Origin of the sequence: Thermomonospora catenispora (genome assembly GCF_006363815.1) — a bacterium.
GTDB lineage: Bacteria > Actinomycetota > Actinomycetes > Streptosporangiales > Streptosporangiaceae > Thermomonospora > Thermomonospora catenispora.
In genome coordinates, this window is record NZ_RRYT01000030.1 from 25,438 (window position 1) to 49,084 (window position 23,647).

General features: G+C 72.9%; 18 protein-coding genes. 11 read left to right on the forward strand and 7 right to left on the reverse strand.

Going from position 1 to position 23,647, the window contains the following annotated elements:
- Positions 1-13: 13 nt before the first annotated feature.
- Genes EIO00_RS25395 through EIO00_RS19600 form a run of 3 tightly spaced genes read left to right on the forward strand, consistent with a single transcriptional unit; the run spans position 14 to position 2,293 of the window.
- The gene (locus EIO00_RS25395; RefSeq protein ID WP_140181082.1) at positions 14-955 is read left to right on the forward strand and encodes a hypothetical protein; all 942 of its coding nucleotides are present in this window, start codon (positions 14-16) and stop codon (positions 953-955) included.
- Between the two features lie 21 nt (positions 956-976).
- Positions 977-1,531 carry a hypothetical protein gene (locus tag EIO00_RS19595; protein ID WP_241661473.1) on the forward strand — a complete coding sequence of 185 codons (555 nt, stop codon included), beginning with the start codon at positions 977-979 and terminating at the stop codon, positions 1,529-1,531.
- Between the two features lie 21 nt (positions 1,532-1,552).
- Positions 1,553-2,293 carry a hypothetical protein gene (locus EIO00_RS19600; protein ID WP_140181084.1) on the forward strand — a complete coding sequence of 247 codons (741 nt, stop codon included), beginning with the start codon at positions 1,553-1,555 and terminating at the stop codon, positions 2,291-2,293.
- Positions 2,294-2,320: 27 nt separating this feature from the next.
- On the opposite strand, the gene EIO00_RS19605 is transcribed toward EIO00_RS19600, so the two are convergent.
- The gene (locus EIO00_RS19605; protein WP_140181086.1) at positions 2,321-3,535 is read right to left on the reverse strand and encodes a pyridoxal phosphate-dependent aminotransferase; all 1,215 of its coding nucleotides are present in this window, start codon (positions 3,533-3,535) and stop codon (positions 2,321-2,323) included.
- A gap of 213 nt (positions 3,536-3,748) precedes the next feature.
- Positions 3,749-5,953: an ATP-dependent DNA helicase gene (locus EIO00_RS19610; RefSeq protein WP_241661474.1), complete on the reverse strand. Its 2,205-nt coding sequence runs from the start codon at positions 5,951-5,953 to the stop codon at positions 3,749-3,751.
- 356 nt (positions 5,954-6,309) lie between these two features.
- Between EIO00_RS19610 and EIO00_RS19615 the strand changes: the two genes are divergently transcribed.
- Entirely contained in the window at positions 6,310-8,754 is a 2,445-nt protein-coding gene (locus tag EIO00_RS19615; RefSeq protein ID WP_241661475.1) for a penicillin acylase family protein, read from the forward strand.
- A gap of 495 nt (positions 8,755-9,249) precedes the next feature.
- Positions 9,250-10,311: a DUF4192 domain-containing protein gene (locus EIO00_RS19620; RefSeq protein WP_140181089.1), complete on the forward strand. Its 1,062-nt coding sequence runs from the start codon at positions 9,250-9,252 to the stop codon at positions 10,309-10,311.
- A gap of 345 nt (positions 10,312-10,656) precedes the next feature.
- On the opposite strand, the gene EIO00_RS19625 is transcribed toward EIO00_RS19620, so the two are convergent.
- Positions 10,657-11,025: a hypothetical protein gene (locus EIO00_RS19625; RefSeq protein ID WP_140181091.1), complete on the reverse strand. Its 369-nt coding sequence runs from the start codon at positions 11,023-11,025 to the stop codon at positions 10,657-10,659.
- Positions 11,026-11,448: 423 nt separating this feature from the next.
- Here EIO00_RS19625 and EIO00_RS19630 point away from each other — a divergent pair, with 423 nt between their 5' ends.
- The 3 genes from EIO00_RS19630 (at position 11,449) to EIO00_RS19640 (ending at position 15,012) form a co-directional block, all read left to right on the forward strand.
- A complete protein-coding gene (locus tag EIO00_RS19630; RefSeq protein WP_140181093.1) occupies positions 11,449-11,976 on the forward strand; it encodes a DUF1707 and DUF4870 domain-containing protein in 528 nt (175 codons plus the stop codon).
- 353 nt (positions 11,977-12,329) lie between these two features.
- The gene (locus EIO00_RS19635) at positions 12,330-13,697 is read left to right on the forward strand and encodes an FAD-binding oxidoreductase (RefSeq protein ID WP_140181095.1); all 1,368 of its coding nucleotides are present in this window, start codon (positions 12,330-12,332) and stop codon (positions 13,695-13,697) included.
- A gap of 52 nt (positions 13,698-13,749) precedes the next feature.
- On the forward strand, positions 13,750-15,012 hold the full coding sequence (locus tag EIO00_RS19640) for a class I SAM-dependent methyltransferase (protein ID WP_140181097.1): 1,263 nt from the start codon (positions 13,750-13,752) through the stop codon (positions 15,010-15,012).
- Between the two features lie 280 nt (positions 15,013-15,292).
- Here the strand turns inward: EIO00_RS19640 and EIO00_RS19645 are convergent, their stop codons facing one another.
- From EIO00_RS19645 to EIO00_RS19655, 3 genes are all read right to left on the reverse strand, one after another.
- Complete coding sequence (locus EIO00_RS19645; RefSeq protein WP_140181099.1) at positions 15,293-16,189, reverse strand: hypothetical protein; 897 nt, start codon at positions 16,187-16,189, stop codon at positions 15,293-15,295.
- Entirely contained in the window at positions 16,186-16,884 is a 699-nt protein-coding gene (locus tag EIO00_RS19650) for an RNA polymerase sigma factor (RefSeq protein ID WP_140181101.1), read from the reverse strand. The genes EIO00_RS19645 and EIO00_RS19650 overlap by 4 nt, the downstream gene beginning before the upstream one ends.
- Before the next feature lie 450 nt (positions 16,885-17,334).
- The gene (locus EIO00_RS19655) at positions 17,335-17,754 is read right to left on the reverse strand and encodes a CBS domain-containing protein (RefSeq protein WP_140181103.1); all 420 of its coding nucleotides are present in this window, start codon (positions 17,752-17,754) and stop codon (positions 17,335-17,337) included.
- A 198-nt stretch (positions 17,755-17,952) separates the two neighbouring features.
- Between EIO00_RS19655 and EIO00_RS19660 the strand changes: the two genes are divergently transcribed.
- The 3 genes from EIO00_RS19660 to EIO00_RS19670 all read left to right on the forward strand — a co-directional run bounded on the left by EIO00_RS19660 (position 17,953) and on the right by EIO00_RS19670 (position 21,187).
- The gene (locus EIO00_RS19660; RefSeq protein WP_161602758.1) at positions 17,953-18,792 is read left to right on the forward strand and encodes a class I SAM-dependent methyltransferase; all 840 of its coding nucleotides are present in this window, start codon (positions 17,953-17,955) and stop codon (positions 18,790-18,792) included.
- Between the two features lie 181 nt (positions 18,793-18,973).
- The gene (locus EIO00_RS19665) at positions 18,974-19,834 is read left to right on the forward strand and encodes an alpha/beta fold hydrolase (protein WP_140181106.1); all 861 of its coding nucleotides are present in this window, start codon (positions 18,974-18,976) and stop codon (positions 19,832-19,834) included.
- A gap of 108 nt (positions 19,835-19,942) precedes the next feature.
- Complete coding sequence (locus tag EIO00_RS19670) at positions 19,943-21,187, forward strand: cytochrome P450 (protein ID WP_175596284.1); 1,245 nt, start codon at positions 19,943-19,945, stop codon at positions 21,185-21,187.
- Positions 21,188-21,724: 537 nt separating this feature from the next.
- Here EIO00_RS19670 and EIO00_RS19675 read toward each other — a convergent pair.
- Positions 21,725-23,281 (reverse strand): long-chain-fatty-acid--CoA ligase, encoded by a 1,557-nt coding sequence (locus EIO00_RS19675; protein ID WP_140181108.1) that lies wholly within the window; start codon positions 23,279-23,281, stop codon positions 21,725-21,727.
- Between the last annotated feature and the right edge of the window lie 366 nt (positions 23,282-23,647).

A 23,647-nucleotide genomic window follows, 5' to 3' on the forward strand; every position in this document is an offset into this window, starting at 1 on the left:
GGAGAACAGGAACGTGAGCACCGACGACGGCCCGGCGGGCACCGCCGTGTCCGACCCCCGGGCCGAGACCTCCGACGCCGCCGAGACCGCCGAGCGGGCCGCGGACGCGGAGAAGGACGCGGAGAAGACCGTGAGCGCCGAGAGGCCCCAGGAGACCGGGCGGGCCGGCGAGACCGGCGAGACGGCGGCGGAGGCCGAGGAGAACGCGGAGTCCGGGGGGTCCGGAAGGTCCGCGGAGAGCACGGGCGCCGGGGAGCCGGCGGAGACCGGGCGGGCCGCGAAGACCGACGAGAGCGCGGAGGGCGCGAAGGGCGGGCGGGCCGCGGACGCCGCCGCGGACGCGGAGGAATCCGGGGGCTCCGAGGACCCCGAGGGCGGCGAGGACGGGTCCGCGGAGGAGAAGGACCCGGCGGAGGACTCGGCGGGCGGCAAGGCCGCGGGCGGGAAGCGGTCGCGCCTGGCGTGGGTGCGGAACCCGCTGGTGATCGCGCTGGTGCTGGTGGTGGCCGGGACGGCGCTGATGGTGCGGGCCGCCCAGCTGCGCGGCAGCGACGCCGCCCAGAACCGGGCGCTGACCGACGTCGAACGCACCGAACGGGTGATCGGCGACATCAGCAACGACATCGCCCGGATCTTCTCCTACACCTACGCCGACACCGCCACCACCGAGCAGGCCGCCCGCGAAGTGCTGGCCGGGCGGGCGGCCGACCAGTACCGCACCCTGTACGCCCAGGTGAAGCAGCAGGCGGGCAAGCAGCGGCTCACCCTGACCAGCCGGGTCGTGCGGGCCGGGGTGATCAGCATGACCGACCGGGAGGCCCGGCTGCTGATCTTCCTGGACCAGACGGTGCGGCGCCGCGACAAGCCCGCCGGCACCACCGCCGCCGCCCAGCTCGTGGTCACCGCCCGGTTCGCCGACGAGCAGTGGCGCATCGTCGACATCCGGGCACGCTGAAGCCCGAACGAGGAGCACACCTTGGCACGCATCATCGCCCGGCTGCCCCGCCCGGACGACCCGGTCCGGACGACGGCGCTGACCCTGCTGGTCATCGCGGCCCTGTGCGCGGCGTGGTTCGGCTGGTCCTGGTACAGCGCCGCGCACGACGAGGAGCTGGCCTACTCACGCACCCGCGAGGAGGTGCTCCGGACCGGGGAGCAGGCGGTCCAGAACCTCAACACGCTGGACTACCGCAACATCGACGCCGGCCTGAAGGTCTGGCTGGACTCCTCCACCGGCGACCTGAACAAGCAGATCAGCGGGAGCCGGACGAGCTTCGCCGACAAGGTCCGGCAGGCGCGGACCGTCACCAGCGCCCGGGTGCTGGAGAGCGCGCTGACCGAACTGGACACCCGGTCGGGCAAAGCGGTCATCATGGTGGCGTTGCAGATCACCGTCACCCCGCAGGAGGGAAAAGCGGTCACCAAGCAGAGCCGGATGCTGGGTGAGCTGACCCGCACCCGCGCCGGCTGGAAGCTCAGCGCGCTGGAGCCGGCCTCGGTCGGCGACACCGGCGGCGCACCCGCCCAGTGACCCCTGGAGAGGACGACACCGATGCCCATTCCCCACCACGTCCTCCAGCAGCGGCGGCGCGGCGGCGCGACGCTCGGCCGGGACGCCCGCAGGGAGGCCGCCGAGCCGGAGGAGCCGATCCGCCCCGCGGACGCCGAGAGCGCCGGGGAGGCCGAGGAGAAGAAGCCCGCCGCGGCCTCCGCGCCGGGACGGGAGGAGACGGAAGAGAAGAAGGAGACCGCCCCCGGGCGGGTCGCCCGGCTGCGGGCGCTGCTGGACCGGCCGGTCGCCCTCGGGGTCGCCACGGTGCTGCTCGGGGCGGTGGCCGCCTGGTCGGCGGTGCAGGCCGACCGGCTGCGCAGCGGATCGGTCGCCGAGAACGTCGCGCTCACCGACACCGCCCTCACCAGCGAGGTCAAGGGCCAGCTCGGGGACGCGGTGAACGAGCTGTTCTCCTACCGCTACACCGACATGGCCAAGACCGAGCAGGCCGCCAAACGGCTGCTCACCGGCAAGGCCGTGCAGCAGTACCAGAACATGATGGCGCCGATCCGGCAGCAGGCCGCCGAGCAGAAGCTGGTGCTCACCACCACCGTCACCGACAGCGGCGTGCGGATGCTGTCCGAAGACCGCGCCCGGGTGCTGTTCTTCGTGGACCAGCGCAGCACCCGCACCGCGAAGGAGGAGACCACCTACGCGGGGGCGATGCTGGCGGTGGACGCGGTCAAGGTCGGCGACGCCTGGAAGATCAGCAACATCGACACGCTCGACGTCCCCCGCTGACCCGCCGCCGGGCCGGCGGCCGGCCGGTCAGCTCGGCCAGCGGCGGGTCAGGAACGTTCCGATGCGGGTGATGGCGTCCTCCAGCTCGGCGGCCCACTGCAGGGTCACGATCCGGAAGTGGTCCGGCCGCGGCCAGTTGAAGCCGGTGCCCTGCACCAGGAGGATCTTCTCCTCCTCCAGCAGGTCCAAGATGAGCCGCTGGTCGTCCTCGATCGGGTAGACCTCCGGGTCCAGGCGCGGGAACGCATACAGCGCGCCCTTAGGCTTGACGCAGCTCACCCCGGGGATCTCGTTCAGCAGCTTCCACGCCCGGTCGCGCTGCTCGCCGAGCCGGCCGGTGGGCAGCACCAGCTCCTCGATGCTCTGGTTGCCGCCGAGCGCCGCCTGGATCGCGTACTGGGCGGGCACGTTCGCGCACAGCCGCATGTTGGCCAGGATGTCCAGGCCCTCGATGTAGGACTCGGCGTGGTCCTTGGGGCCCGACAGCACCACCCAGCCGGAACGGAACCCCGCCACCCGGTAGTTCTTCGACAGCCCGCCGAAGGTCAGGCACAGCAGGTCGGGGGCCAGGGTGGCGATCGGCACGTGCTCGGTGCCGTCGTAGAGCACCCGGTCGTAGATCTCGTCGGAGAAGATGATCAGGCCGTGCCGGCGGGCGATCTCGGTGATCCGGGTCAGCACCTCGCGGGAGTAGACCGCGCCGGTGGGGTTGTTCGGATTGATGATCACCAGCGCCTTGGTGCGGTCGGTGATCTTGGATTCGATGTCGTCCAGGTCGGGGGACCAGTCGGCCGCCTCATCGCACAGGTAGTGCACCGGGGTGCCGCCGGCCAGGCTCACGCAGGCGGTCCACAGCGGATAGTCCGGCGCCGGGATCAGCACCTCGTCGCCGTTGTCCAGCAGCGCCTGCAAGGTCATCTGGATCAGCTCGGAGACGCCGTTGCCGAGGTAGACGTCCTCCACGTCCAGGCCCTCGATGCCGATCCGCTCATAGTGCTGCACGATGGCGCGGCGGGCCGGGAGGATCCCCTTGGAATCGCTGTAGCCGTGCGCCACCGGCAGGTTCCGGATCATGTCCTGCAGGATCTCCGGCGGAGCCTCGAAGCCGAACGGGGCCGGGTTGCCGATGTTCAGCTTGAGGATCTTGTGGCCCTCGGCCTCGAGCTGGCTGGCCCGCTTGAGGACCGGCCCGCGGATGTCGTAGCAGACGTTCCTGAGCTTCTCCGACTGGGTGACCTGCATGGCAGTCAAGCCTAACCAGCGCGCGAAATGCGATTCACGGCGGCCGAGGCCATAGGCGGGAAACCTCCGCCGTGCTCGGCGTGTCGCGCTCCCGCCCCGGCCCGCGTCCCGGCGGTCACTCCCCGGTGATCGCGCCCCGGTGGTCGCGTCGTGACGATCACTCCTCGGCGGTCGCGTCCCGGCGATCGCTCCCGGCGGGTCGCGTCATGGTGCTCACGTCCCGGCGGTCACCGCCGCGTCCAGCCGGCGCAGCGCCCCCCGCACCACCTCCGGGTCGGTGGTCGCCCAGAACGGCGGCAGCGAGGACTTCAGGAACGCCCCGTAGCGGGCGGTGGCCAGCCGCGGATCCAGCACCGCCACCACCCCCCGGTCGTCCATCGACCGCAGCAGCCGCCCCGCCCCCTGCGCCAGCAGCAGCGCCGCGTGCGTGGCCGCCACCGCCATGAACCCGTTGCCGCCCCGCGCCGCCACCGCCCGCTGCCGCGCCGACGCCACCGGGTCGTCGGGCCGGGGGAAGGGGATCCGGTCTATGATCACCAGTTGCAGGGAGGGGCCCGGCACGTCCACCCCCTGCCACAGCGACAGCGTCCCGAACAGCGAGGTCCGTTCCTCGGCGGCGAACTGCTTCACCAAGAGCGGGGTCGCGTCGTCCCCCTGGCACAGCAGCGGATGCGGCAGCAGCTCCCGCAGCTCCTCGGCGGCCTGTCGGGCCGCCCGCATCGACGAGAACAGCCCCAGCGTCCGTCCGCCCGCCGCCTCGATCAGCTCCCTGATCTCCGTCAGGTACTCCTTCGGCAGCCCGTCCCGCCCCGGCTGCGGCAGATGCCGCGCCACGTACAGGATCCCCGACCGGGCGTGGTCGAACGGCGAGCCCGCGTCCAGGCACGTCCACCGGATCGGCCTCTCCGCGCCGTCGGCGTCGCCCGCGGTGTCCACGCCGTTCGCGGCCTGCGCCGCGGCCGTGCCGTCCGCGGCGTCCGCGGCGGTCGCGTCGTTCGGGCCGGTCGCGTGCTTCGCGGCGTTCGCGGCGCCGCGGGGCGCGGCGCGGCCGGTCCCGGCCGACAGCGGGGGGAGGCCCCACTGCCGGGCCAGCGGCTCGAAGGAGCCGCCCAGCGTCAGCGTGGCGGAGGTCAGGATCGTGGTGCGGGACTGGAACAGCGCCTCGCGCAGCAGCCCGCCCACGCCGATGGGGGCGATGTACAGCGTGGGCGGACGCGGAGCCCGGTCGGCGGGCGCCCCCGGGCCGGGCTTGTCGAGCCAGACCACGTCCTGGCGGGCGGAGATCTCCGGCTCGAACGACTCCAGGACCCGGACGGCGGTGTCGTGCAGCTCCTCCACGGCGGCCCGGGCGGCACGCCGGGCGGCCAGACCGGCTGGATCCTCACCGTCCCCCGCCCCCGTCTGACGGTCCGAGCCCAACGCGGTCAGGCAGGTGTGGGCGGCGTCCCGCACCGCCGCCAGAGCACCCCCCAGGGCGGGGGAGAGCACGTCCATCCGGCCCGCCGGGAGATCCTCCAGCAGGACCGCCAGCCCTTCGGCGGCCTCCTTGAGCCGGTCGGCCAGCCCTTCTTCGATGAGCCTGCCGCAGCGGCGGGCCGCGGCCTCCCCGGCGGGGCCGCTGAGCGCGCCGGTGGCGACCGAGGTGACCCGGTCCACCAGCTCGTGCGCCTCGTCGACGATCACCACGTCGTGCTCGGGCAGCACCGAGAACTCCTCCAACGCGTCGATCGCCAGCAGCGCGTGATTGGTGACCACGATGTCGGCCTCGCCCGCCTCGGCCCGCGCCAGCTCGGCGAAACAGGACGCGCTGTGCGGACAGCGGTGGGCCCCCAGGCACTCGCGGGCGGTCACGGAGACCTGCCGCCACGCCTGCTCGCTCACCCCCGGCACCAGCTCGTCCCGGTCGCCGGTGACGGTCTCCTCCGCCCACTCGTGCAGCCGCTTGACCTGCCGGCCCAGCGCCGACAACTGCTGCGGGTCGAACAGCCCCGCCTCCTCCGGCTCGTCCGGGACCCCGGCCTGCACCCGGTGCAGGCACAGATAGTTGCGGCGGCCCTTGAGGATCGCGTACCGGGGCTCCCTGCCCAGCAGCGGCGTCAACGCCTCCGCCAGCCGCGGCAGGTCGCGGTCCACCAGCTGACGCTGCAACGCGATCGTCGCGGTGGACACCACCACCGTGGAGCCGCTCTCCACCGCATGCCGGATCGCGGGCACCAGATAGGCCAGCGACTTGCCGGTGCCCGTCCCGGCCTGCGCGGCCAGATGCTCCCCGGTGGCGATGGCGCGGTCGACGGCCTCGGCCATCTTCACCTGACCGGGGCGTTCCACGCCCCCGATCGCCGCGACCGCGGCGGCCAGCAGCGTGGCCGTGTCGGGAACGCGGTCCTCACCCGGGCTCGACAGATCTGCGGAGGACACGTCGGCCAACGCTACCCGCCCGGGTGTCCTCGTGTGCGCACCGAATCGGGATCTCCTGTCCTAAGCTGCGGAAATCCCCCGCGTGGAAGGAGCCCCGAGTGAGTCTTTTCCAACGTCGCCGCCGCCCTGATCCGGCCGCGGAACCGGCGGAGGAGGGCACCGGCCGCCCCGGACCGGACGAGCCCGGCGAACCCGCCGGCGCACGCCCGGACAAGGACCCGGCCGCGGGTCCGGAGGAAGGCACGGAGCCGGGGACGGACCCGGAAGAAGGCCGGGAGAAGGGCCCGGAGGGGCCGCGGGAGGAAGGAACGGGGAGAACCCCCCGACGCAGGCTGCCCGGGCCGGCGCGCTGGGCGGTGCGCGTCCTCGCGGCGCTGCTGGCGCTGGTCCTGGTGGCGACGCTGTGGGGGGTGTGGACGGTGCGCCGCTCCTTCCCCTCCCTGGAGGGCGAGATCCGGCTGCCGGGCCTGACGGCCGCGGTCACCGTGCACCGCGACCGATGGGGGATCCCGCACATCTACGCCGAGACCGGCGAGGACCTGATGCGGGCGCAGGGGTACGTGCACGCCCAGGACCGGTTCTGGGAGATGGACCTGCGGCGGCACATCACCGCCGGACGGCTGTCGGAGCTGTTCGGCGAGACCACCCTGGAGACCGACAAGGTCGTCCGCACCATGGGATGGCGGCGGATCGCCGAACAGGAGATCGCGCTGCTGGCCCCCGACACCCGGCGCTACCTGGAGGCCTACGCCGAGGGCGTGAACGCCTGGCTGCGACGGCACCCCAAGACCGCCGCCCAGAGCCTGGAGTACGCCGTGCTGGGCTTCCAGCGCTCCGGCTATGAGCCCGAGCCGTGGACCCCCGCCGACTCGGTGGCCTGGCTGAAGGCGATGGCCTGGGACCTGCGCTCCAACATGGAGGACGAGCTCGGCCGCGCCCTGGCCGCCACCAAGGTCCCCGCCGAACGGGTGGCCCAGCTCTACCCCGACTACGACCACTCGCGCTGGCCGTCGATCGTCACCGGCGGGAAGGTCGACGACGGCGAGTTCCGGCCCGCCGGGGAGGCCGCCCGCGCCCGGGTGCTCAGCTCCTCCCTCCGCGACGCCCTGGAGGGAGTGCGGCGTGCGGCCGAGGCGATGCCCACGATGATGGGCAACGGCGCGCCCGGCATCGGCTCCAACTCCTGGGTGGTCGCCGGCTCCCGCACCGCCACCGGCAAGCCGCTGCTGGCCAACGACCCGCACCTGGCGCCCAGCATCCCCTCCATCTGGTACCAGGCCGGCCTGCATTGCACCCGGGTGTCGCGGGAGTGCCCGTTCGACGTCACCGGGTTCACCTTCTCCGGCCTGCCCGGCGTGGTCATCGGGCACAACGGGCGGATCGCCTGGGGATTCACCAACCTCGGTCCCGACGTCACCGACCTGTACCTGGAGAAGGTGACCGGCTCCACCTACGAGTACAAGGGCGAGCGGCTCCCGCTGCAGACCCGGGTCGAGGAGATCAAGGTGGCCGGAGGCGACCCGGTGCGGATCACCGTGCGCTCCACCCGCCACGGTCCGCTGATCTCCGACGTGCTGAAGGACGCCGAGACCGCCGGCCGCGGCATGGCCGTGGCGCTGCGGTGGACGGCGCTGGAGCCCCGTCCCGTCGCCGACGCCATCGTGGCCATGAACACGGCGCAGAACTGGGAGCAGTTCCGCGCGGCGGCGGCCAAGCTCGAGGTGCCGGCGCAGAACCTGGTGTACGCCGACGTCGACGGCAACATCGGCTACCAGGCGCCCGGACGCATCCCGGTGCGCGCCAAGGGCGACGGCACCTGGCCGGTGCCCGGCTGGACGGGAGAGCACGAATGGGAGGGCTACATCCCGTTCGAGGAGCTGCCCAGCGTCTACAACCCGCGGAGCGGCTACATCGTCACCGCCAACAACTCCGTCATCGGCCCCCAGTACCGGCACCTGCTGACCAAGGACTGGTCGTACGGGTACCGCGCCCAGCGGATCGATGAGCTGCTGCGCTCGGCGACCGGCCTGGACGCGGCCGCGATGGGGCGGATCCAGATGGACGACCGCAACGGGTTCGCGCCCGTGCTGGTGCCGCACCTGCTGCGGGTGGGCGGCCCCGACATCTCCCTCCTGCGGGACTGGGACCACCGGCAGGGGCGGGACTCGGCGCCCGCGGCGTACTTCAACGCCGTCTGGCGGCACCTGCTGCTGCGGACGTTCAACGACGAGCTGCCCGAGGGGGCGCGCCCCGACGGCGGCGATCGGTGGTTCGAGGTCGTCCGGGCGCTGCTGGACCGGCCCGAGGACCCCTGGTGGGACGACGTGCGCACCCCGGCCAAGGAGACCCGGGACGACATCCTGCGCCGCGCCGTGGCCGACGCCCACGCCGAGCTGACCGAGCGGCTGGGCTCCCGGGCGCGCGAATGGAAGTGGGGCGAGCTGCACACGCTGACGCTCACCAACAGCACGTTCGGCACCTCGGGGATCGCGCCCATCGAGTGGCTGTTCAACCGCGGCCCGCTGAAGCTGTCGGGCGGCTCGTCGATCGTGAACGCCACCGGCTGGGACGCCCAGAAGGGGTACGAGGTCACCTGGGTGCCGTCCATGCGGATGGTGGTGGACCTGGCCGACATGGACCGCTCGCGGTGGATCAACCTGACCGGGGCGTCGGGACACGCCTTCCACGGCAACTACCACGACCAGGCGGAGCTGTGGGCCACCGGCCGCACGATCCCGATGCGCTCCGATCCCGCATCGGTGCGCCGCGCGGCCGAGCACACCCTCACGCTGACGCCGTGACCGCACGTCCCGCCCCTTGAGGCCCGCGAACGCGTCCGGGGCGTGCACGGCGGCGAACGCCGGCACGCCCCGGACGCCGAGGGCGGATCCCTTCCAACCTGCACGGATCCAGTGCGGAACCGCGGCACACTCCGGGCGCCGGGGCGGACAAGCTGACCGACCTGCTCGACACCGCCGCCGCGCGGCACGCCCCGGACGCCGAGGGCGGCCCCTCGACGCACCGTCGGCCCCGCAGGCGCGGGCGCTCCCCGGACGCCGCCGGGCACGGGGCCTGACGGGCGGGGCGGGGAGTGCGGGGAGCGGCGCGACGGGTCGGCCGGCGGATCGCCGCGGCGTCGGGTGCTGCTCTGCGGTGGGCGCCGGGCAGCGGACCACGGAGACGCCGGGCAGGCGGGTCGCGGCGGAGTCGCGGCGGATCGACCGCAGTGGTGAACGGTCGTCCACAATCGACCGCATGTGTTCTGCTCTGCGGCCGGCGTTGCCAGGCTCGAGGGCATGAACGACTCCACCGCACGCGCCGACCGGCTCACCCTGACGATCCGGTCGCCCCAGGACGCCGTCTCCGCCGTGCCCTACCTGCTGGGCTTCCATCCGGCGCACAGCCTCGTCGCCGTGGGCTGCGCTGGCCCCGACCGGGACACCTGCGCCCTCCGGCTCGATTTACCGCGGCCCGGCGACCCCGACCTGGCGCAGGCCGTCGCGGACCGCGTGGCCGAGGCGCTCACCCGGAACGCCTACCGGGACGCCCTGCTCCTCGGCTACGGCGACGCCGCCCACGTCACCCCGGTCATGGACCGCACCCGGCGCGTCCTCCACGCCCGCGGCGTCTCCGTCCGGGAGGCCCTGCGGGTCCACGACGGCCGCTGGTGGTCGTATCTGTGCGACGACCCCGCCTGCTGCTCGCCGGACGGCACCCCCTACGACATCTCCTCCAGCGTCGTGGCCGCCCAGGCCGCCTACGCCGGCCGCGTCGCCCACCCCGACCGCGACGCCCTGGCACGGAGCGTCCGCCGCCTCCCCGACGCCGACGGCCGCATCCGCGCCGCCACCGACCGAGCCGAGCGGCGGCTCATCGGCCAGATGACCGCCGGCCGCCCGCTCGCCAAGGTCCGCGCCGACCTGATCGCCGAGGCCGTCTCCCTGACCTCCCGGCTGACCGCCGCTCCGGCGGGCGCGCCCCCCACCGACGAGGAGACCGCCCGGCTGGGGGTCCTGCTGACCGACCTGCGGGTGCGCGACGAGGTCTGGGTCCGCGTGAACGTCGAGGACCCGACCGGCGACATCGCCCTGTGGCGCCACGTCGTTCAGCGCGTGGAGACCCCCTACGTCCCGGCCCCCGCCTGCCTGCTGGCGTACGCGGCCTACTGCCGGGGCGACGGCGGGCTGGCCAACGTGGCCCTCGACCGGGCGTTGGAGGCCGACCCCGGCTACTCCCTGGCCCTGCTGTTCCGCCAGGTGGTCCATGCGGCCATCCCGCCGGGCCGTGCCCGCCTGCACATGACCCCCGAGCAGCTCGCCGCCGCCTACGCCGACCAGGAGGAGCCCGCCCCGCCCTGAGCCCGGCCGCCGACCGGGCGGCGGATCCCAGGCACGGGGCCGGTGCGGAACCGGCATGGAGCCGGACCGGAGCCGACCGGGAGCAGAGAGAGCCGGCGCGGAGCCCCGGATCGGAGCCGAGCAGAGCCGGCACGGGGCCGGCACAGGGGCGGTGCAGAGCCTGCACAGTGCCGACGCGGCGCCGACGCGATGCCGGCACAGGGCCGCACGAAGCCGATGCGGGGACCGGTGCGTCCGCGTCGACCGGGGGGCGACGCGGACGCACCATGGACCTCCGGGCCGCGCCGGTCCGGTCCGAGCGCCGCGCTCTCACGGGCGGGACCCGTCCGCGCGAGCACGGACGGGTCAGGAGACGGCTTCGCCGGGCGTGCCGGGATCGAGCCGCCGGTCGCGGTTGCGTTCGTTCCAGGCCCGCATCCGCGCCGGATAACCGACGAGCTGCACGTCGTACACCGGGAGCCGCAGATCACGGGCGACCTTGTGGATGACCTGCGGGGATCCCACGCGGCGGCGGGTCCACTCGCCGTCGGCGGCGACCGCGACCGCGGTGGTGGCGGTGGCGAAGGTCTCCGGCTCGACGAAGAACTCCACTCCCTGCCGGCTGCGCGCGAACTCGATCAGCGCCTCGATGTCGGCGTCCGTCGCCTCCCGGTCGAGCCGGTTGATCCTGGGGCCGCGCAACTTGCGGAGGCCGAATCGGTCACGGAACCTCATCCGACTGCCCTGCCGTTCGTACGGGGGTGACCCCGATCCCCCGTAGGGGGTGTGCACTGTCCGGTACCCCCGTCAACGACCGCCCCCGCCGTCGGGTTCCCGCGCTCCGCCGACAGCCGCCGACAGCTCGTCGGCGCTCCGCCGGCACCCGGTGACGCCCGGCCGACGCGCGTTCCGCACTCCTTCCCGACCTCGGAGAAGAGTTCCGAGCGGGAGCGGGCCGCGCACCGGCCCGGGGTCGCGGAACACGCCGCGGCGCCGCCGGCGGGCCCCGGTGAGCGGACGGGCGACGGGCGGGGGACGGGCGGGCGGCGGACGGAGAAAGAGGCGGGGATCGGGTGTATCCCCGGCACGGGGGAAATGGGGGACGGGTCAGGGACTTCCCTGATGGCGGCGCGGAAGAGGGGGACGGAGGATGGAGGCATGGATGACGGTGAACGCGGGGGCGTCCAGCTGAGAGTCGCGGACTCGGAGCGGGACCCGGTGCTCGAGCTGCTCAAGGAGGCGTACGCGGAAGGGCGGCTGGAGCACGACGAATTCGAGATGCGGATGCATCTGGCGATGACCGCCAAGACCCGGGGCGATCTGGCGGCGGTGACGGCGGACTTGAACGCGCCGCAGCCGCAGACCTCGCCGCGGCAGGCGCCCGAGCGGCTCCCCGACGAGGAGGCCCGGCTGTGGGCGGCGGCCGCGCACGGCACGGGGCTCGCGCCGGTGATCATCCCGCCGCTGGTGATCATGCTGCTGGCCGGGCGGCGGTCGGAGTACGTGCGCCGCCAGGCGGCCGAGGCGGTCAACTTCCAGCTGACGCTGTTCCTGGTGACGCTCGTGACGTTCGGGCTGGGCGGCATCCTCTACACGGTGGCCTGGATCCCGGCGGTGATCGGGGCGGTCTTCGCCCTCGGCGGCCGGGACTTCTGCTACCCGTGGATCTTGCGCCTGGTCAAGTGACCCGGGCCGGGCGGCCCCGACCAGGTGCCCCGGGCCGGACGCCCCGAGGCGGGCGACCCCGATCAGGCGCCCCGGACGATCGTCCGCGCACGCGGCCCGGCGCGGCGCAGCCGGGCCGCCCCTGAATGTCCCCGAACACTCCCGAACACTCCCGGACGCTCCTGAACGCGGTCGGCGCCCCCCGCCCGATCGCGCCCACGACCCCGGTCTCCGACCGCTCCCTCCGGCCTCGACCGGCCGCCGGCCAAGCTTTCTCCAAGCATCCCGGCGCCGCCGCTGTGACGACCGCAACGGGTGGGACGTCTGGAACAGACATGGGATGATCGGTTTACTTGGTCACGGGAAGGGGCGCGATGACGAACCTGGCGGTCCACGACGACCACGACCGAGCGGTCGAAGCACTGCAGAGGTCCTACCGGAGCATCCCACCGGGCACCCCGATACGCCTCGCCAAACGAACGTCCAATCTCTTTCGTTTCCGCGAACCCGTCTCCACGCCGGGCCTGGACGTGTCCGGCTTCAACCGGGTGCTGTCGGTGGACCCCGAGGAACGCGTCGCCGAAGTGCAGGGCATGACCACCTACGAGGACCTGGTCGACGCCACCCTGCCGCACGGGCTGATGCCGCTGGTGGTGCCGCAGCTCAAGACGATCACGCTGGGCGGGGCGGTCACCGGCCTGGGCATCGAGTCCACCTCGTTCCGCAACGGCCTGCCGCACGAGTCGGTGCGGGAGATGCAGGTCATCACCGGCGCGGGCGAGGTGATCACCGTCCGCAGGGACAACGAGCACGCCGACCTGTACTGGGGCTTCCCCAACTCCTACGGGACGCTCGGCTACACCCTCAAGCTCACGATCGAGCTGGAGCCGGTCAAGCCGTACGTGCGGTTGCGGCACCTGCGGTTCGACGATGCCGAGAAGTGCGCCTCCGCGATCGCCGAGCTGTGCGAGAGCCGCGTCCACGAGGACGACCCGGTCGACTTCCTGGACGGCACGGTGTTCGGGCCGCGCGAGATGTACCTGACGATCGGCACGTTCACCGACACCGCCCCGTACGTGTCGGACTACACCGGCCGGCTGATCTACTACCGCTCCATCCAGCAGCGGTCGATCGACTTCCTCACCGTCCGCGACTACATCTGGCGGTGGGACACCGACTGGTTCTGGTGCTCGGCCGCGCTCGGCGTGCAGCACCCCCTGATCCGCCGGCTGTGGCCCGCCCGCGCCAAGCGGTCCGACGTGTACCGCAGGCTCGTGGCCTATGAGAAGCGGTACGGCTTCAAGGCCCGGTTCGACCGGTGGACCGGCCGGCCGCCCCGCGAGGACGTCATCCAGGACATCGAGGTCCCGGTCGACCGACTTCCGGAATTCCTGGACTTCTTCCACGAGAAGATCCGGATGCGGCCGATCTGGCTGTGCCCGCTGCGGGCGAAGGAGCGGTGGCCGCTGTACCCGCTCAAGCCCGGCGAGACCTACGTCAACGTCGGATTCTGGGGCACCGTTCCGCTGGCCCCCGGTCAGATGCCCGAATACCACAACCGCCTGATCGAGCGGAAGGTGGCCGCTTTGGACGGTCACAAGTCGCTGTATTCGACGGCGTTCTATTCGCGTGAGGAGTTCTGGCGGCACTACGACGGGGAAACCTATCGGCGGCTGAAGAGCACCTACGACCCCGACGCGCGCCTGCTCGATCTCTACGACAAGTGCGTGCGGGGACGCTGAACCGCACATCAGGGGGTGTGGTCCCGCGCCGGGGCCGGAGAGGAGAGAGGCGATGACGCTGGCGAAGATCTTCGAGCGGCTGGTGGGGGAGGGCTCTCCCGTGGAGCTGACCGCCTACGACGGATCCCGGGCCGGCCTCCCCGACGCCGAACTGAAGATCCACGTCAGATCCCCGTACGCGATCTCGTACCTGGTGCACTCCCCGGGCGCGCTGGGGCTGGCCCGCGCCTATGTGGCGGGCCATCTGGACGCCCACGGCGACATGTACACGCTGCTGCGTGAGATGTCGCACCTGATGGACTCGCTGACGGCCCTGGACCGGCTGCGGCTGCTGGGCGCCGTCCTGGACGACCCGCTGCTGCGCGGGGCCGCCTCCCGCCGCCTGGACCCGCCGCCGCAGGAGGTCCGCACCGGCCGCACCTCCTGGTTCCGGCACACCAAACGGCGCGACGCCAAGGCGATCTCGCACCACTACGACGTGTCCAACACCTTCTACGAGTGGGTGCTGGGACCGTCGATGACCTACACCTGCGCCTGCTTCCCGAGTGAGGACGCCACGCTGGAGGAGGCGCAGGAGCACAAGCACGAGCTGGTCGCCAAGAAGCTGGGTCTTGAGCCCGGCATGCGGCTGCTGGACGTGGGCTGCGGTTGGGGCGGCATGGTGATGCACGCCGCCAAGCACTACGGCGTGCGGGCGCTGGGCGTCACCCTCTCCAAGCAGCAGGCCGAGTGGGCGCAGAAGGCGATCGCCGAGGCCGGGCTGTCGGACCTGGCCGAGGTCCGGCACATGGACTATCGGGACGTGACCGAGAGCGGCTTCGACGCCATCAGCTCCATCGGCCTGACCGAGCACATCGGCAAGGCCAACCTGCCGTCGTACTTCTCGTTCCTGTACGACAAGCTCAAGCCGGGCGGGCGGATGCTCAACCACTGCATCACCCGGCCCGACAACACCCAGCCGGCCATGAAGAAGGGCGGGTTCATCAACCGGTACGTCTTCCCCGACGGGGAGCTGGAGGGCCCCGGCTACATCCAGACCCAGATGAACGACGCCGGTTTCGAGATCCGCCACCAGGAGAACCTGCGCGAGCACTACGCCCGCACCCTGGCGGCCTGGTGCCGCAACCTCGACGAGCACTGGGACGAGGCGGTCGCCGAGGTCGGCGAGGGCACCGCCCGGGTCTGGCGGCTGTACATGGCCGGCTGCCGGCTGGGGTTCGAGCGCAACTGGATCCAGCTCCACCAGATCCTCGGCGTCAAGCTCACCGACGACGGCGACGCCCGGATGCCGCTGCGCCCCGACTGGGGCTCCTGAGCACGGGGCGCCGACCCGGTGAGGAGGGTCTGATCAGCTCGGGCCGGTGCCGGTCCCGCCGGCCGGGGGACCGGCACCGGCCCGTTCCGCGGGCGCCGTGCGCCCGTGGTCCGCGGCCGTTCTCCGGGCGGAGACGCCGCCCCGGTCCCGCCCGGGCCGGGCCCGTCCAGGTCCAGCCCGGCCTGCGCCCCGGTCCCGCCTGGTCCGCCTCTCGCCTCGGCCCGGTTCTCGGCCGGCCCGACCGGGGCTCCCGCGGAGTGCGGACGCGGTGGGGCGGGCGTCACGGGCCGGGGTCCTCCTCCGGGAGGGTGGCGGTGTCGTGCACGGGCGGGGGATCCTCGTCGCCGGCGGCGGCGCCCCCGACGGAGTGCGGCGGGCCCTGGGGACGCCCCGGACGGTCGGGCGGCCGGTTCGCCTGAGACGGGAGGACGGGGGTGTGCGGCCGGGCGGTGGGGGAGCCGGGCCGGCCCCGCGCCCGGCCGGAGGCCGGCCCGGGATGATCGGACGGGGAGTCCGCGGTCGGAGGGCCGCCGCTCGGGGAGGCGCCGGACGGGACGGGGCCGCGGGAGGCGGCCTCCAGCGCGCCGGCGCAGAACGCGGCGATCCGGTCGGGCCCGCCGGCCTGGGCGGCCAGCGGGGCGAACCGGGGGTCGTGGGCGGCCCGCGGGTCGGTCGCGGCGGCGGCCGTGTAGGCGCGGCACAACCGCACCGTCCGGGGCGGGAGGGGGCTTCGGAACGTCGTGGGCGTCGGCCGGTCTCGGTCGCGGCGCGGGCTCGTGGACGCGGACGCCGAGACGGTCGTGACGGGCGCGGCGGGACCGTCGTCGATCAACGGCAGTCCCGGGGCGCCCGCCGTCCAGCCGACCCCCACCGAGGCGACGAACAACACGACTCCGACCTTCACCGACAGCAGGGAACGCACCGTGACGCGGCGGCGGCTCGCCCTGGCGGCGGCGCGGGCGGCGGTCGCCTCCCGGAACGCCCGCACGGCGGCCTCCTCCCCGGCCGGGTCGACCCGGTCGTCGCCGGCGGCGGCCGCCAGCAGCAGCCGGCGCAGCGGGTCGGCGGCCTCCTCCCCGGCGTCATCGGCCCGCGGACCGCCGCGCGCGCACGCCGTCACGGCGTCGAGCAGCTCCTCGGCGCTCCCGCGGTCGATCCGGCGGCCGTGTGCATTCATTTTGTTCCTTCTGCGTCGTGTGCCCGATTCGCATCGCACTTTTCGGGTCCGTTCGCCGCTCGTTCACCTCCGCTCATCTGCTCCAAATGCTCGGCCAGCCGGCGCAGCCCCCGGTAGGCGGCGGTCCGCACGCTCCCGGCGCGCTTGCCCAGCACCCGGCCGGCCCCTTTGGCGTCCAGCCCGATCACCACCCGCAGCAGCACCGCCTCGGCCTGGTCCTGCGGCAGCCGGGCGATCATCGCGACGGCGTCCTCGGTGGACAGCCGCTCCAGCGCCGCGCTCTCGGTGTCGTGCTCGCTGGCCGGCTCGGGCAGCTCCTCCATCGGCAGGCTCGTCCCGGGCCGCCGGCCGGCCCTGCGCAGATGGTCCAACGCCCGGTTGCGGGCGATCCGGGTGCTCCAGCCGCGGAACCGGTCGTAGTCGCCGCGGAACGATCCCAGGTCGCGGGCGATCTGCAGCCACGCGTCGGAGGCGACGTCGTCGGCGTCCTCGCCCACCAGCGCCCGCAGATACCGCAGCAGCCGCGGCTGCATGTCCCGATAGACGGCACGGAACGCCAGCTCGTCTCCCTTGAGCGCCGCCTGCAGGGCCTCCTCGAGGGCCTCGGGCTCGGCCCCGGGGCGCGACGCTCCGGAGGGCGCGGGGCGTTCTCGGGAAGGCTCGGCCACAGGAAAGCGGTCCCGCGCGCCGTCCATGAGGTAGATGATGCAGGCTGCGGCGGAGCGTGGGGTGATCATTCGATTGATCCGCGCAGCCTGAATCACTTTTTGTGGTTTATGTTCCGATTTTTATCGGCGATGTCGAGTATTGGCGCGCAGTGCCATTACCGTGCATTTGACCGTCGTTCGCGCGCGAAGAGGGCGACGGCTTGACAGGACCGCGGACCGCCGGCCGCGGGCCTCGGGGTCGGCCGTCGTCCCTTCGCGCAGACCGCCTGCGCGGGTCGCCTGCGGAGTCCGCCCGGGAGGCCTGCGGAGCCCGCCCGTGCGGATCACCCGTGGGGTCCTGCGGAGTCCGCCCGTGCGGATCGCCCGCGACGGCGCCGATGATCGCCCGGGCGCGCCGGGACCGGGGCGGGGCGGACAGGAGGGAGGGCCGGGAGGGGTCCGCTGGGAGGCGTGATCCCGGCCCTCGGGTGGAGGGGGTCAGCGACGGGTGTAGACCTTCTCCACGAACCTGGCGATCTGCTCGTCGGACAGCGTCCGGCCCAGGTCGGCCTCGCTGATCATGCCGACCAGCCGCTTGTTCTCGATCACCGGGATGCGCTTGATCTGGTGGGAGGACATCTCGTCGAGCACCTGCTCGACGTCGGCGTCGGCGTCGACCCACCGCGGGGTGCCCTCGGCGAGCTCGCCGGCGGTCACCCGGGAGGGGTCGTGGCCGGCCGCGATGCACTTCACCACGATGTCCCGGTCGGTGATGATGCCGTGCAGCCTGTCGTCGTCGCCACAGATGGGCAGGGCGCCGACGTCCAGGTCGCGCATCTTCTGGGCGGCGCGGTCGAGCGTCTCGTGGATGGGGATGCACTCCACTCCGGTGTGCATCACTTCGCGTGCCTTGGTCATCGATGAAACCCCCCTGGGTCGATGGTCGCGGCGAGCGTTCCCGGCAAATAGGGCGTAATTCACTGTTTTGGACATTTGTGGTGATGTGCTTGCCGGCCGATGGCCGGTCTCGGCCGCGCGATCACCCGCATGGGCCCCGGCGTCCGCCGGTGGCAATCGCCGTCGCCGCCGGCCGAGACGGCGTGTCATGCTGCGATCATGACAACCCCCCAGGACGCGAAGGCGGCCATCGCCGGGATCTTCGGCCGGTCCGCCGCCGACTATGAGCAGATCGGGCCGGAGTTCTTCGCCCCGATGGGTCGGGAGCTGGTACGACGCGCGGCGCCCCGGGCGGGCGAACGGGCCCTGGACGTCGGCTGCGGACGCGGGCACTGCCTGTTCCCGCTGGCGGAGGCGGTCGGCCCGCAGGGCGAGGCGCTCGGCCTGGACCTGGCCCCGGCGATGGTCGAGGCCACCGCCGCCCAGGCCCGCGCTCGGGGCCTGAGCCAGGTGAAGGTGCGGATCGGCGACGCCGCCGACCCGGAGGTCGAGCCCGGTTCGTTCGACCTGGTCACCGCCGGGTTCGTGATCTTCTTCCTGCCCGACCCGGCCGCCGGGGTCGCCGCCTGGGCCCGCGCGCTGCGCCCCGGCGGCAGGCTGGCGATCAGCACGTTCGTCGCCCAGGGCGTGCACGAGCAGGTGATGAAGACGATCGGGCGGTTCATCCCTCGCGACGGGGGCGACGGGCCCAAACGCCGGGTCGAGCGGTTCCGCTCCGCCGAGGCCCTCACCGCGGTGCTCGTCGAGGGCGGCTTCACCGGCATCGAGCACCGCAACGTCACCTTCCGGACCCGATTCACCGGACCCGACCAGTGGTGGCGGTGGATCGGCTCGCACGGGGGACGCGCAGCGCTCGAACGGCTCCCCGCAGACCGTCTCGAAGAGGCCCGCGCCGCCGCCTACGAGGTCATGGAGACGGCGCGCGCCTCCGACGGCGCGCTCGTGCTCCACACCGAGGCCAGGTTCACCACCGCCCGCCTTCCCCAGAGCCCGTCCTAGGCCGTGATCGCACGCATCGGGGCGGAGCCGGCGACCGCGCCGACGCGTCCGCGTCGCCGACCGGTCGCGAAGCGGCCGGCCTGATCCGTTCAGGGTGGGGCCGACCGCGTCGCCGACATCTACCGAACGGCGCTCGGTCGGCGTACCGTCGGCTCCGACCGACCACCGACGGGAGGCGAGCGTGCACACCATCACCGCGAACGGCCTGGAGTTCGGATACCTGGCCGAGGGGCCGCAGGACGGCCCGCTGGCGCTGTGCCTGCACGGATTCCCCGACTCGGCGCACACCTGGCGGCACCTGCTGCCGAGGCTGGCCGAGGCCGGATACCGCGCGGTCGCCCCCTTCATGCGCGGCTATGCCCCCACCTCGGTGCCGGCGGACGGGGCGTACCAGACCGGGGCGCTGGGGACGGACGTCAACGCGCTGCACGAGGCGCTCGGCGGCGGCCCGGACGCGGTGCTCATCGGACACGACTGGGGCGCCGCCGCCGCGTACGCCGCCCTGGCCCAGCAGCCGGAGCGCTGGCGGCGGGCGGTGACGCTGGCGCTGCCCCCGATCCCGGCGCTGGCCGCGGGGTTCCTCTCCTACGCGCAGCTCAAGCGGTCGTTCTACATCTTCCTGTTCCAGACGCCGCTGGCCGAGGCCGCGCTCGACCGGGCCTTCGTGGCGGGGCTGTGGCGGGACTGGTCGCCCGGCTACGACGCCGCCGAGGACGTGGCGTACGCCATGAACTGCCTGGCCGGCCCCGCCAACGTCGCCGCCGCGGTGGGCTACTACCGCGCCATGCTGGACCCCTCCCGGCACCTGCCCGCCTACGCGGCGGCGCAGGCGGCGGCCGAGAAGGTCGCGGCGCGGCCGATCCTGTACCTGCACGGGACTGACGACGGCTGCCTGGGCGTCGAGATCCTCGGGGAGGAGGCCGATCTGCTGCGGCACCTGCCGCCGGGGTCGCGCGTTGAGCTGATCGAGGACGCGGGCCACTTCCTGCACCTGGAGCGGCCCGAGGAGGTCGGCGAACGCGTCCTGCGGTGGCTCGGGTGAGCGGAAGACGGGCGGAAAGCGGACGGAGGGCGGGCGAAGGGTGGTGCGCGGTGCTTTACTTTGGCACACTTCGTGTAAACCGAATTGGGTTCTAGTGGGGGTCTCCGCGTGATCAAGGCAGCCGACATCAACCTCACCAGCTGGGAGTTCTGGGAGCGTCCGCTGGAGTGGCGGGCCGAGGCGTTCCGCGCCCTGCGGCACGAGCCCGACCTGCCGCACTACGACGAGCCCGTCACGATCATGGAGCCCGGGCCCGGCTACTACGCGCTCACCCGGCACGCCGACGTGGTCGAGGCGTCCCGCCGCCCGCAGGACTTCTGCTCCGGGCGCGGCGCGATCAGCATCCCCGACATGCCGGACGACCTGAACGAGTACTTCGGCTCCATGATCAACATGGACGATCCCCGGCACGCCAAGATCCGCCGGATCGTCTCGCGGGCCTTCTCCCCGCGGATGATCCAGCGGTTCCAAGACCACGTGGAGGAGGTCGCCGCGCGGATCGTCGGCCGCGTCCGCGACGGCGAGGGGACCGGGGACTTCGTCTCCGACATCGCCGCCCGGCTCCCGCTCACCATCATCTGCGAGCTGATGGGCATCCCCGACGAGCACTACCAGACGGTGCTGGACTGCAGCAACGTCATCCTGGCCGGCGCCGACCCGGAGTTCGTGAACATCGACGACTTCGAGTCCGTCGCCGCCGGGCTGCTGAACGCCGGGCAGACGCTCAAGGACATCGTCGAGGAGCTCGGCCGGCAGCGCCGCGCCAACCCCACCGGCGACCTCACCTCCGCCCTGGTCAACGCCAACATCGACGGCGAGTCGCTGACCGACCAGGAGCTGGGCTCGTTCTTCATCCTGCTGGTGGTGGCCGGCAACGAGACCACGCGCAACGCCATCGCGCACGGCCTGCACCTGTTCACCACCCACCCCGACCAGCGGGCGCTGCTGACCGAGGACTTCGAGGGGCGCATCGCCGGGGCGGTCGAGGAGATCGTCCGCTACGCCTCCCCGGTCATCTGGATGCGCCGCACCGCCACCCGCGACACCACCCTCAACGGGCACGAGATCAAGGCCGGCGACAAGCTGCTGCTGTACTACTGGTCGGCCAACCGCGACGAGTCGGTCTTCGACGACCCCGAGAAGTTCGACATCCTCCGCTCGCCCAACCCGCACGTGGGCTTCGGCGGCCCCGGCCCGCACTTCTGCCTGGGCGCCCACCTGGCCCGCCGCGAGATCACCGTGATGTTCCGGGAGCTGTTCAAGCAGGTGCCCGGCATCCGCGCGACCGGGGAGCCGGAGCGGCTGCTGTCCAACTTCGTCAACGGCATCAAGCGCCTGCCGTACGACTTGTGACCGGCTCCCGGTGGGACGCGCCCCGTCCCGAGTCCCACCGGGTCCGCCCACCGGCGGACGGGCGCCCGGCCCGGGAACGTTCCAGACGTCCCGCGGGCCGGGCGCCGTGGACGGGAACGCCCCCGCGCCGCCTCCGCCTCCCCGCTCTCGGCGGTGCACCGGCGGGCGCGCCCGGGCGTCGCCCGGCGCCGGGCGGGCGGCACCGGGCCGGGCGATGCCCTCCGGGGACGCCGGTCCGGTCGAGGGCGACCGACCGAGAGCGTCGAGAACCCCGGGAACGATCGGCGTCGCCCGACCGGTCCCGATCGCTCCCGGCCGTGTCCGGCCGGTCCCGGCGCCGCGGTGCGCCGGAGGCCGCGTGCAGCGCCGACCCCGCGGAGGGGGACGGGGCGTGAGAAGGCGAAGCGGCGGGCGAGGCCGACCCTCGCCCGCCGCTTCCTCATGTTCCTCGTGGCCGTCCCACCGGAGCGGCGCCGCGGCGCGGCCGGCGAGCGGCTCCCCGGGCCCGCCGGGGCCGCGCCGCGGAGGACCGGCGGGTCAGCGCAGCTCGCGCTTGAGGATCTTGCCGGTGGCGGTCATCGGCAGCTCGTCGCGGAACTCCACGATCCGCGGGTACTTGTAGCTGGCGAACTGCTTCTTGCCCCACTCCACCAGCTCCTCCTCGGTCACGGTGGCGCCGGGCTTGCGGATGATGAACGCCTTGATCTCCTCGCCGTGGGACTCGTGCGGCACGCCCACCACCGCGGCCAGCGACACGTCGGGGTGGGTCATGAGGACCTCTTCGATCTCCCGCGGGTACACGTTGTACCCGCCGCGGATGATCATGTCCTTCGACCGGTCGATGATGTAGTAGTAGCCCTCCTCGTCGCGGCGGGCGATGTCCCCGGTGCGGAACCAGCCGTTCTTGATGGCCCACGCGGTGGCGTCGGGGCGCTTGTAGTAGCCCTTCATCACGTTGGGGCCGCGCACCACGATCTCCCCGGGCCCCTCGCCCTCGATGAACTTCCACTCGTCCTCGGACTCGGGGTCGATGAGCTTCATCTCCACGCCCCAGACCGGCAGGCCGATCGAGCCCGGCTTGGTGGGCCGGTCGGGACGGTTGAAGGAGCAGACCGGGGAGGTCTCCGACAGGCCGTAGCCCTCCAGGACGTCGACGCCGAACTTCTCCTTGACCCCCTTGAGGACCTCCATCGGCAGCGACGCGCCGCCGGACACCGCCACCCGCAGGTTCTCCCGGATCGTCGCCACGTCCTCGGGGGAGGTGTCGTCGGTCAGCAGCGACCACCACATGGTGGGCACGCCGGCGAAGTGGTTGATCTTCTCCTTGACCATCAGCTCGATGGCCGCCTTGGGCTCGAAGCGCGGCATCAGCACCAGCGTGGCCCGCCGGTAGAAGCCGACGTTCATCACGCACGTCTGCCCGAAGATGTGGAACAGCGGCAGCGTGGCCATGAAGACGTCGTGCGGGTACCGCTCGAACAGCGTGTCGGCGACCATGATGTTGGTCAGCAGGTTGCTGTGCGTCAGCTCCGCGCCCTTGGGCTGACCGGTCGTGCCGCTGGTGTAGAGCACCACGGCGGTGTCCTCGGGGCGGGTCACCACCGTCTCGAAGGTGTTCGGCTGACCCTGCAGGGCCGCCCAGAACAGCTCGGCGCCCTCGATGGGCGACTCGGTGACGTCCAGCCCGGCCGGCAGCAGGAAGAAGTGCTCGCAGCCCTCCGCCTCCTGGAAACCGGCCCATCCCCGCTCGCCCAGGGGCAGCTCGGGCGTGCCCTGGAAGCAGAAGTACGCCTTGGCCTCCGAGTCGTTCAGGTGGTAGGCGATCTCGCGCGGCTTGAGCAGCACGTTCAGCGGGACCAGCACGGCGCCCGCCTTGAGCGCCCCGTAGTACACCATCGGGAAGTAGGGGAGGTTGGGCGAGGAGAGCGCGACCTTGTCGCCCGGCTTGATGCCCCGCGAGACCAGCAGGTTCGCCACCTGGTTGGCCACGGCGTCGATGAACGCGTACGACAGCCGCATGTCGCCGAAGACCACGGCCTCCCGGTCCGGGGTCTCCCGTGCGGCGTCCTCGAGAAGGATGGAGAGGTTGAGCATGGTACTCCTCGCGAAATGGCCCGCCATGTGCGTGGGCTCACACGGCGAATGTGGGGAACATCCTGACCTACCGGGTGATATTGACGCTACCTGCACATAGTCCTCTGTTGGTGACCCAGACCACTTCCTCGCCCCTCCTTGTGCAGGATTCCCGCCGCGGGGCGGGCGGGACGTGACGGCGGCACAATCCGGCCGCCGGTCGCCGCGGACGAGTCTTGAGCGCCCGGCTTGCCGCTGCGCTACCCTTGTTGCTATGCGAGCGCGCCTGCTTCTCGGCCCGCCGCGCTGACTCCACGAGTCTGCGCGGCGACCCCTCCTGCGTGAGGGGTCTTGTCATGTAAGGGGCCGGATCGGCGGCGATCCCCA